A 10,629-nucleotide genomic window follows, 5' to 3' on the forward strand; every position below is an offset into this window, starting at 1 on the left:
ATCGGAGATAACTAAATGAAGGCGATTACTGTTAGACCGATGACTCCTGGAAGCGCCGAGCTGCAGGATATGCCGGAGCCCGACGCAAGCGAGGGCACCGTGCTGGTAGAAGCGATAGCGGTCGGAGTATGTGGCACCGATGTCGAGATCGTGGACGGAAAGTATGGGTGGGCTCCTCCCGGTGAAGCGCACCTCGTGCTCGGCCACGAATCTCTCGGTCGAGTTGTCGATCCAGGCACTTCTACTGCTCTGAAGAAGGGAGATCATGTGGTCGGCATCGTTCGCCGACCTGATCCCGTTCCCTGTCCGAACTGCGCGGTCGGTGAATGGGATATGTGCCGCAACGGGCAGTACACCGAACGTGGCATTAAAGAGAGAAATGGCTTTATGTCGGAGCGCTGGCGGATCGAGCCCGATTACGCGATGAAGGTTGACCGTTCGCTCGGCCTGCTCGGAGTGTTATTGGAACCTACGACGGTGGTGGCAAAGGCGTGGGAGCAAGTCGTCGCAGTTGGCCAGCGTGCTTTCTGGGAACCTCGAACCGTCCTGGTGACGGGTGCGGGGCCGATAGGCCTGTTAGCCGCCCTGCTTGCCAAACAGCACGGACTTGACGTCCACGTTATAGACTTGGCTGATTCCGGACCAAAACCACAACTGGTCCGCGCACTCGGCGCGACCTATCACTCCGGTCCGATTGCAGAGCTGGGCTTTGAGCCGGACGTCATTATCGAATGCACCGGCGTTGGACAGGTAGTCAAAGACTCTATCGGCGCGGTTGCTTCCGGTGGAGTGATCTGTCTTACGGGTGTTGGCAGTGGCGGCATTATCGGCGAGCTGCACATCGCCGACGTGGCAGCTCATGTCGTACTGCGGAACAACGTGGTCGTAGGAAGCGTGAACGCAAATAAACGGCACTGGTACAAGGCTGGTGAGGCTTTGGCCCGGGCGGATCGCACATGGCTTGCTCAGCTCGTGACACGCTCCGAGCATCCGGCAAATTTCGCGCAGGCGCTGGTACGAACACCGGACGATATCAAAGTCGTAATTCAGTTTGCGGACGTTTAGGTCCTGTCTGCATAGCAAAATCATCATCAGGGCAAAAACGCATGCCCCAATCATGAATGGCAAATTAATTATCGACTGCCTTGGCAGTACCTTTTCCGACGTCCTTAACGCCTACGGCTGTCTTCTCACCGGCCTTTTCGGTGTACTTAACTGAAACCTTGCTGCCCTCTTTTATGCCTTCGCCAATATCTTTGCCGCCGGCCACAGTCGTTTTGTCCGTCCACTTGATCGAGTGTTCCGTCCCGTCGCCTGCCTTGACAACCATCGTTTTGGAGTCCTTGTCAATGTGCTGGACCGTGCCCTTCACAATGTGAAAAACGTCGTCCTGGGCTGATATTTTTTGACATACGCTGACCGTTAGTAAAGCGGCAACCGCAACCAAAAACGCTACTCGATACCTTAATGGAAACGACATCTGGATTCTCCTTTCGTATAGCCCCTGGCAACTTCCTTTGACTGCTCATTATTCCACAAGAAAGAAATCGCGATAAATAATCGCTAACCGATGCTTTGAGTAAAGACCCCCGCAGCCGAACATGATGTCAGCGGCTCCGCCGGCAATTGGGACCTTCTTTAATCGTTACTTCACTACACGCGGAGGATAAGGAGTACTGTCACTTGCGACAGTCTTGATCGATTTCTTGAGGGCTCAGAATTGAAGGACGGTAGGAGGCATAAGGCGTGGCCGCGAATTAGGGAGGGGAAATAACCGAGTGCTTGATGGCGTACTGCACTAGCTCGGAATTTGTTTTGATTCCCAATTCCTCCATGATCTTGTACTTATGAAAACGCACAGTTCTAAGCGATATCTGGAGATTGAAAGCAACTTCCTTCATGGGCCTGCCCTCTGCGAGCATTTGCAGTACCTCCCGCTGCCGGTCGGTCAGCATCTTGGGGCGATTGAGCGACATTGGATCGCGGATGAATCTTTCCTCCATGGCGCGGCCGATCTGCGGAGTAACATAAGAAGTTCCGCGAATTACGTAATGGACAGCCTGCAGAAGTTCCTCTCCCGCTGAGCTCTTCAGCAGGTAACCGGCGGCCCCGATCCGGAAGGCTTCGCTCGCAATTTCCGCATCGGGATTCATCGTGAGGAAGATGAGTTTTAGCCGAGGCATCAGCTTCTTCAGCTCTCGCCCTGCGTCGAGCCCATTCAATAACGGCATTCCCACATCGACCAGCACAAGATCGGGGTTCTTCTCCACGGCTGCTTTGATCAACGCGCGGCCATCCTGAACGCAACCAATCACCTCAAATTCAGGTTCAAGCAGTTTCTGGAGACCGGCACTAAACATCGTGTGGTCATCTGCCAGCAAAATGGTGGTTCGTTTCATGCCATCCTCGTCACGCTCGAGGTTTCATTCAGGGCCCCATCTTCTAAAGACTCTCCATTCTGAACAACAAGCGGCACAATAGCAAGTACAACTGTTCCCTTTCCCGGTTGCGATTCGACTGAGAGCCTGCCATGCACCAGATGTACCCGTTCCTGCATGCTCACAAGTCCCAACCCTCGGCTCTTCGCCTCTTCCGCCTCAAAGCCCGCGCCCGCATCGCGAACCTCAAGCCGCACCTCGTCAACGATGCTGCTTATCTTTACAGAGAACTGGCTCACACCGCTATACTTCACCGCGTTATGCAGAGCTTCCTGGGCAACACGGAATAGGCACAATGAAACTTCTTTGGGCAGATTTCCAGGCACATTCCTGTCCATAAACTCAATGTTCACGTCATGCTGTTTTGAGAACTCGCTGCAAAAGCCTCTGATCGCAGCTACCACTCCCAGGTAGTCGAGTTTCGAGGAGTGCAGTTGATGTGACAGCGATTGCACATCACCTGCAATCTCGGAGCAGTGTTTCCGGATCTCCTCCAGGTTCTTTGATGATCCGTTGGCATTGCGATTCGCCTGCTCAATTTCCATCGAGAGCAATGCCAGCCTCTGGCAAATATCGTCGTGCAATTCCCTCGCAATCCGTCCACGCTCTTGCTCCTGCGCCTCGATCAGTCGACCACTCACTTTTTCCAGCGTTTGCTGGGCCAGCTTCTGGTCCGTCACATCAATTGCCGAGCCAATGAATCCGGCGAAGGATCCATCTCCATTCATCCTCGGAGACGCAACATCGAACATTCGTCGATAGACTCCATCGCTCCGGCGCAGACGGTACTCCTTCGAAAATGGCCTGCGTTCCTTCAGGGCTTTGAAAAGAGCATCCAGAACGTTCTGCATATCGTCCGGGTGGATGTATGCGATCCAGCTATCGCCATACCCCGCCGTTGGTTCTGGCCCCGTAAACGCAATGCGCCGTTCATTCAAATACGTAACCTTGCCATGCGAGTCGCACATCCACACGAGCGAAGGAGTACTATCGGCCATCACGCGGAAGCGTTCTTCGCTCTCGCGCATAACTGCTTCCGCCTTCCGTTTGCGTGCCCGTTGCCACAGCAGTCCGATAATCAGAAGTGTCTGAGCAACAATCAGCGCGATAGAGGCAAGCAGGTATTTTCGATATTGCTCCCAAATCGTTGGGGGACGATCGAGGATCAAGCTTCCGGGCGGCAAAGCCGACTCTCGAATGTGCCAGTGCTGAAGTGCCCGCCAGTCCACCTCTACCTGAACACTGGAGTCGCGCACAATGGGAATGTTCTCGGGCCGCTCACCCGATACCACCCTTGCTGCCATTTCTCCAGTCAGCTTCACATCTTTGGGAATATCACGGTACGCTCCACCAATTCCCCCATGAGTCAAACCAAGCCCTGGGTAGACGGAATAGATGGGCAGCCGCTGCGCGGCCGCACTAAGGACCTCAACGTAACCGAACGTTGCTTCATTTGAATCGTGTGGTGCAAGCTGAAACAGAACCACCGTGTGCGGAGGCAGTGCAGCAATTCTCTCAAGCATCTGAGGGGCCGGGAGTCCGAGTATGTCAATTTCTCTCACCTTATCCCGATAACGGAGGAGTTCGGAATGTGCCAGCTCGAGCCAGTACCGCTCCCATTCCGATGTCCCCGTAATCACCGCAACCGTACTTGTATCCGGATGAAGATGCAGCGCGAGATCGATCGTCTCGTGCATAGCCAGCGGAACGACCACGCCTGTCACTCCCGGCAAAATCTTCTGCCCTTCCCATTCGTTGGGATAGACATCAAAAAAAACGATTGGTACACCGGGAAACATCTTGTTCCGGTATCGCACTGCGAATTGAAGAACCGGATATGTAGATGCAATCACAACATCAAGCTTTATCCCGGAGTACCCACGGCGGAAAGTCTCCGCAAGGCTCTCTTGATAGTCTTCTTCTTCGAATCGCCGATTTGACATGGATGTGGTATAGAAGTTGATTTGCCCAGGAATATGAGCCTGCATCGTGGACTTAAGGACGGCGAAGGACGGCGGTTCGCCATAGGGATACAACACAAGTACGTTTTTCGCATTCGGCTGTGACGTAGCATCGGGACCGATAAGTACACACAACAGGATACAAAGAATTAGGTATAGATAGCGGCCAAGCGCCCGCGCGCTAAACCGACGTAAAGAATTGCGCTGCCCTGTGCCTCGAAAGATCCCCATAGCCCTCTTGCACGCATCAAGTGGGGTTGCCGTAATCTCTGCGCCAGACGGCTCGTTTCAGCCAGCGGTTGTACCTTATTCATTGGGGCCCGGGCTAGTCTGGATTGGCAACAATCTCTACAGAACTGCCACTGCTGGAAAACTCGCGAAGAAATACAACAGAATTGCCGCGATTGTAGCGCTTCGGTGCCGCAGTTTGATAGCGATTTCTTGGTTAACTCTTTGGCGCAATTCTATTAGTTAACAAAACAAATTGGATGACGTAAAACCCACGCTAACTTCGCTTTAAATGGACGAAATCTGGCATAATTTGCCCTGTTCGTGTCGAAGTGCCTACTTGCCAGAGAACGGGGCTCTCTTTCTTGCATGAATTCTTGTCAAGCCCCAAGAACGCCAGTCTGAGCGCTAACTAACTTAGTTTCAATGGGATAGACCGCTGGATAGCGAGCAGGAAATTTTCGGCAATTTGCTAAAATAGAAGTAGAAAAGAATCTGACAGGAAAAGGCATGGCGTTAAGCCCTGCCTTTTCTATTTTATAAATAACTCATTGAAAGCAAAATAACTCCGTACATGTTGATACTGTAAATGATTGAAGACACAACGACTCCGTACAAAACTGGGAAAGACCCGACACCTCTAAGCCGAAAACAGCTCAAAGCAATCAGAGTGAGCGTACTCGCTTTTTCTTACGGAACCACGATAAGTTCAGCCATGCTGTTCCCGCACATTCCGTAGATTGCTCCTGAAAGGCACGCTCCAACGGAGTACTTGTAGCACCCTGGAGTCTTGGCAACTACACTCACGGACTTGTCTGAACCGCCAATAATGTCGCCGGTCGAGAACGGTGTTTTCGGGCCCATGTCGACGATGAACCCCTGATGTTTCGTGTCGCTCTTCCAGGTCACCGATGTGCCTGCCTTCACGCAGAAAGTAGAATTTCCCTTCGCATCCTCAATGCTGGGAGTCGCAGAAGCGGAATTGGCAGTGCGCTTTACATCAACAGAGCATGGCTCTGAGCTAGATCCGCATGTGTTGCTGGCAGTGCAAATCGAGGCGGGATTCGCCTCCGAGCAGGCGTACCTGCTTTTCTCGTCCTGTGCTTGGGTTACTTGAGCTAACAGGATAAGGGACATGGCGAGCAAAGCGCCTCGCATGGCAAGGTGTTGGAAGAACTTCATAACTTACCTCGTTTGGATAGTCAAAACTATCCCGGCTATTACAAATTGTTGAACCCTCGTTCCAGAATCCGGCTTGAAGAATAACCGTGGCAGACAGGATATCAGTTGACTCCCTGCGTGCCTTTCCAATCGATAACATCCTGTAACTTCCACGGATTCTGATTGAGGTCCAACTGCAGCTTGCCTTCTTTGTCAAGGATCAGTTGCGCTAATGGGTAGAGAAACCCAGTACTCTTACTTTTGTCCTGATCGTTAAGTTCCAGTACGCCGGCGGTGAGGTCGTAGGACATCGTTTGGCTGTCTGTCCAGGCCTCTCCAAACCTGATCTGTCGATTGGTGGCAAAAACGATCCGTCGGCCTGTTGGTGTCGGCGTCATGGCTATGTAGGCGCAATCATAGCCCAATGTGCCTGTAATCTCGACGTGGCCTACGGCTCTCATTTTCTGGAGCGCAGTAACCAATCCCTGATTTTGGCCCTTCTCGAAAGCCTGCACGAGATTTGTTCTGTCTGCGGGTGTTGAGAACTCGTAGATATTCAGCGTTACCCCAATATTCTGGCCCAGTTGGGTGCCAGTGCCGAACGCCTGCGCGTCGATCGTTTCATACTTGTCTCTCGAAAACGCAGGGCTGCTTCCAGCCAGCACTATACCCAGCATCACTATGTTCATTGCGACGTACTTCGACAATCTTCTCTGTATGTGCATATTCTTCACTCCTGGATGTCCAATTTAGTGGCCCGCGATTCATTAAGAGCCCAAACGTACATCGTTATCGGCACCCCAGCAACTGTCACAAGTGTCAGTTAGAGATAAAATGTCGACGATGTCACACACACACCACAAAGCAAGTTAGAGAAGCGACTATCGTTGAGATTGGCTGACTGACTAAGTCGTCTTCTGGTAATTGCTGTTCTGGATAGCAATAGTTAACTGTTTGCTGACACCGTCTATGGTCTCCGTCCACACATGATTCGGTCCGTCAGGAATAGCGCTAAATTGAACCGTCACGTTGACCGCATCCTTGGGGTCATTTAAGTAGCTCGCGATGGATAAGCTCACAAGACCCTTCTGTGCCTTGTCCACAACCAGAGTCAGGGCGTCACCCTGCTTGAGGTAGTTGGAAATTACGAGTTTGTATTGCTCTGGCGTGCCGGCTTCTGAGCTCAAAGCAATGTTGCCCTTCTGGCGAGCTTGATCGATTGCATCCTTATCCGGAGGGACATATTGCTGGATCAATGCCTTGATCTGGTTAGCGTAGTCTTCGTATTCCTCCTTCTTTTTTGCGACTACATGCTCCTTGAGTCGTCCTCCTCTTCCGCCACTTTGCGCGGCTGGTTGGGCCGGAGGATCAAGGGAGGTCTTTTGCGGCTTACCGTCGGGACCAAGACGCACCTGGAAGTGTTCCTGTTTTTCTGCTCGCCTTTTAGGCTGATAGTGGCCGTTTGATTCCAGGTGTATTGCGCAAGGGCCTGCTTGGTCTTCGCCATTGTTCCTTTGACATCGGCAACTCGCTGCTGCAACTCGGGCCTTGAGCGTTTACCGAGCTAGTAAGTACCGAGCCAACGACAAGCGAGCACAGGATCAAGGAAACACTGATCCCCTGAGATGTTTTGTTGCTCATGTCATGTTCCTTCCCTGATTTATCTCGGAAGCTGTTCCGCTAGTGTTTTGGCGGGTAGTTCTTCAATAACTTCGCCATGGCATTGTTCAGATTCTTCTGGTTCTTTTCCTGGTTCGAGCTGGGATTGAGTGTCTTGGTCGCACGTCCGGTCCAAACAAGCTGTTTGGTGGACGGATCATACATATCCACGACTAGCGTCCCAACGTCGATGGTCGAGCTGGTGGCAGACGCCATCCCGCCTCCGAAGCGCCATCCACCGCCCATGCCGTAAGCGTTCCACTGCTTTTGCTGATCGATTGACGTCTGGTAGGCGACATAAAGATCGGCCTTGTCACTATCAGTCAACGTAAGGCCCTTGGCCGACAATTGAGAATTAATGGCATCCTTGATCTGCGCATCCACAATCTGGTTCGGATAAGTTGCGTTTGGAACTGCCACCCACTTATAGGTGTAAAACTTCGAAAAGTCTGTCCCCGGCATGAAGTTGTACCTGACGTCCTGCGCAGCGACTCTCCCTACGGTGAGTATCAGCAGAGCTACGGCGAGTGCCGAAAAAACTGTTGTGACTTGTCTTGGCCACATATTTACCTCCTATGCGAAGTAACAAATAGGAGCTTTGGGGCAAAAATGGAACTGGCATACGGGACAGGTTGCAACTGTCGCTTCTGCCAATCTCATTGACTTCATTCCTGATTTGTCATTCGGATCAGCAGAGCCTCGCATCGAGTTGATGTGCAGGGCTCTCCACAACGAAGAGCATCGATAGATGCAGTACAACCGCCCATTAGATGCGGGTTGCCACAAGGGACACTTGTGGTTCCTTCATAGCCCACGCTGGTGTTGGGAATGATGTGCTATATGACATCGAAGTAGCAGTGCTTATCCATGCCACCGCTGGCGAGGTAGTGGCTAAGGCCCTCAACTACGTCTTCGCCAAAGATCGTGAGTTCCAAGATTACCTGAAGTCCTCCGATGCCCGGCGCGTGACTCCTACCCTGCGCGTGCGCAGGGCAGGAGTGCCTGCAGAGCCCAGGAGTAAGCCTGTAGCGAAGCCAATAGCAGGGGTGGAGTCGATAGAGTCAGCCCGGGGAGTGAAGCCATGATTCGGACCCAAGACACGTGGAGGAACGGAAATGCTGCTCCGCAGCAGCTGTATCTCGACACTCCACCCCTGAAAGGGTGGCGTTCGCTACCAACTGGTAGCGAATGCTACCGCGAACGAAATCAGTACCTTGAAGAATCCGCGATACCGAATGGTATCAGCCGGTATCGCGACTCGTAGAGACTTAGGAGGCCCTCACGATGGGCAAAATACTGAGCGTCGACAACCCGGAATCTATCAGCCGTCCCGCAGTGCGCAGCCGACAGATTGGTGTTCGCCTCATGGCTTTCGCCCGCCCGTTGATGAGTGGCATCACGTCTTGCTCGAAGATACGAAATGGCAAGCCGAGCAGGAGAAACGCCACCGCGAAGAGGCTTTGGCTCAAGCCACGGGTATGCGAACGCTGGCAGCCATCGTGGCCGCAGTTCCGGTACGACTCATGAAGCGTGATCTTTTCTTCATAGCTGAGCACCTCTCAGCACTGCTTGACGAAAGTCGTCTCGAGATCATTGCGCGGCATCGCAGTATCAAGAGGGCGAAAGACAGCGAATCGATTGTCAAGCTGGTAGGTGCCTTCATTCGCAAGGCTGATGAGGGCGATCTTGGACGGCTGCTGGTGGAAATGGTCATATTGCAATCTGCTCGGAGTCAGACGGATGCTGGCGCAGTGCTGAAAGAAGCTGCCGAGCACTACAAAGTGGACCCCGACGTTATCGCTTCAAAGGTAAAGCAGGAGTTCGCCGCGAAAGAGAAATCGAGAACAGCGAATAGACTTTCTGCCAAACCTAAGACGAAACCCGCGAAGAAATCAGCGGCAGCTTAAGCTATATTCCAATTTTGCGGAGCCTGTCTCAACAGGCTCCGCTTTCCTTTGTCGCTAATGGAAATCATGGGACTGCACTTCTAAGGAGTAGCCGGATAGCTCCCTCAGACGGGTCGCTCTTACATGGATGACGTTGTCCCGATTCTGAAGAATACCTTCGACGAGAAGGAATTCAAGCAGAATGACTGCATCTAATGCTGTGCAATATCGCCATATTTATCTGAATCTAAAAGATTTATTTGAATGCTTATATTGTGAATTATTTTCTCCTTTTCTTCGCTATTATGGATGGCGTGTTCCACGGACCGCCGCAACGAATTCACGATTTCGTTATCACCTGTAAGCGCTGCCGAGAGAACATAGTTGCCCCAGAGCACATCATGCCGGACTCATGGATTATCCATACCTGTCCATTGTGTGGCGAGCGACGGCGCTATCTTGCAGCCGAAATATTCAAGGGCAGACTATCTGGTGATTTTGAAGCGTGGGCGCGGAGGACGAAACATGCCTTCTGAACCTGAGATCGGCGGCTACAACGTTTCCACGGATTGGCCCAAACTTGGACCTTCGCTCTTGATCGCTACCTGTCTTGTCCTGGCGATTCGGACAGCGAAGTGGCCGGCGACATTTGAAAACACAAGTTCCAACCCAGAGCTCGACAAAGAGATCGAATACGCCACATTCCTGGCCAGTCGAGTCATGGCTTCATTAGTGTCTCAACGCGAGAGGCTGTTTCCGCAGAAACGCGAAGCCTGGTATCAACCAAAGGAGGAAGACGTACCGAAATGACCGGGTATAGCCTTTAGCACTTTTCGCCGGTAACCTCTTGATGATTACAAGTTGCTGCAGCAAGGAAACCCAAAGAGGGGTTTCGGAAGGAAAGGAAGAACAGCTACAGTTCCATCATTGAGTAGCACTTGGGGGAGGGCTACAGAATTGTGGCGCCAGTGAACTGAAGCATTCACTGGCGTTTCGCATTTTATGAGCAGCGCAATCACAATCATTTCGTAAAGATTCCGCGCTTCTCGTCGTACTTTTGTTCGGTCCTCTGTGCTTTTTTCGCCGCATCCTCTGCGGCGCGACTGGCGTTCTTTCCTGTTGTGGTTTTGCTGGTCTTGGTTTTAGGCACGGCTGAAAGTTTGCTTTCTCTTGCATAATGGTTCCTCCCTCCCCTCCCCTTGATGCAAAATTTCCGGGGGCCCGAGTTAGCTGTCCATGCCTGTCGTAGACTGTCTCAATGTGCGGTCGATACCAGCGCAGAGCAGACAAGCAACG

At 52.3% G+C, this 10,629-nt stretch carries 10 protein-coding genes; 3 read left to right on the forward strand and 7 right to left on the reverse strand.

Features of this window, described 5'->3' with window-relative positions:
- Window positions 1-15: 15 nt before the first annotated feature.
- A complete protein-coding gene (locus VEV40_RS11580; protein ID WP_324832491.1) occupies window positions 16-1,065 on the forward strand; it encodes a glucose 1-dehydrogenase in 1,050 nt (349 codons plus the stop codon).
- A gap of 64 nt (window positions 1,066-1,129) precedes the next feature.
- On the opposite strand, the gene VEV40_RS11585 is transcribed toward VEV40_RS11580, so the two are convergent.
- The 7 genes from VEV40_RS11585 to VEV40_RS11615 all read right to left on the reverse strand — a co-directional run bounded on the left by VEV40_RS11585 (window position 1,130) and on the right by VEV40_RS11615 (window position 8,011).
- Window positions 1,130-1,480, reverse strand: a complete 351-nt coding sequence (locus tag VEV40_RS11585; RefSeq protein ID WP_324832492.1) for a hypothetical protein — start codon at window positions 1,478-1,480, stop codon at window positions 1,130-1,132.
- Between the two features lie 277 nt (window positions 1,481-1,757).
- A complete protein-coding gene (locus VEV40_RS11590) occupies window positions 1,758-2,399 on the reverse strand; it encodes a response regulator transcription factor (RefSeq protein WP_324832494.1) in 642 nt (213 codons plus the stop codon).
- Complete coding sequence (locus tag VEV40_RS11595) at window positions 2,396-4,630, reverse strand: PAS domain S-box protein (RefSeq protein WP_324832495.1); 2,235 nt, start codon at window positions 4,628-4,630, stop codon at window positions 2,396-2,398. Before VEV40_RS11595 ends, VEV40_RS11590 begins: the two co-directional genes overlap by 4 nt.
- Window positions 4,631-5,317: 687 nt before the next feature.
- A complete protein-coding gene (locus VEV40_RS11600) occupies window positions 5,318-5,554 on the reverse strand; it encodes a hypothetical protein (RefSeq protein ID WP_324832496.1) in 237 nt (78 codons plus the stop codon).
- Window positions 5,555-5,910: 356 nt separating this feature from the next.
- Window positions 5,911-6,513: a hypothetical protein gene (locus tag VEV40_RS11605; RefSeq protein ID WP_324832497.1), complete on the reverse strand. Its 603-nt coding sequence runs from the start codon at window positions 6,511-6,513 to the stop codon at window positions 5,911-5,913.
- 180 nt (window positions 6,514-6,693) lie between these two features.
- The gene (locus VEV40_RS11610; protein ID WP_324832498.1) at window positions 6,694-7,200 is read right to left on the reverse strand and encodes a hypothetical protein; all 507 of its coding nucleotides are present in this window, start codon (window positions 7,198-7,200) and stop codon (window positions 6,694-6,696) included.
- A 268-nt stretch (window positions 7,201-7,468) separates the two neighbouring features.
- On the reverse strand, window positions 7,469-8,011 hold the full coding sequence (locus tag VEV40_RS11615) for a DUF4136 domain-containing protein (RefSeq protein WP_324832499.1): 543 nt from the start codon (window positions 8,009-8,011) through the stop codon (window positions 7,469-7,471).
- An 839-nt stretch (window positions 8,012-8,850) separates the two neighbouring features.
- Between VEV40_RS11615 and VEV40_RS11620 the strand changes: the two genes are divergently transcribed.
- Both VEV40_RS11620 and VEV40_RS11625 read left to right on the forward strand, forming a co-directional pair.
- Window positions 8,851-9,354, forward strand: a complete 504-nt coding sequence (locus VEV40_RS11620; protein ID WP_324832501.1) for a hypothetical protein — start codon at window positions 8,851-8,853, stop codon at window positions 9,352-9,354.
- Between the two features lie 504 nt (window positions 9,355-9,858).
- Window positions 9,859-10,143: a hypothetical protein gene (locus VEV40_RS11625; RefSeq protein ID WP_324832502.1), complete on the forward strand. Its 285-nt coding sequence runs from the start codon at window positions 9,859-9,861 to the stop codon at window positions 10,141-10,143.
- Window positions 10,144-10,629: the final 486 nt, after the last annotated feature.

It is taken from the genome of Alloacidobacterium sp., from assembly GCF_035631355.1.
In the GTDB taxonomy this organism is placed as follows: domain Bacteria; phylum Acidobacteriota; class Terriglobia; order Terriglobales; family Acidobacteriaceae; genus Alloacidobacterium.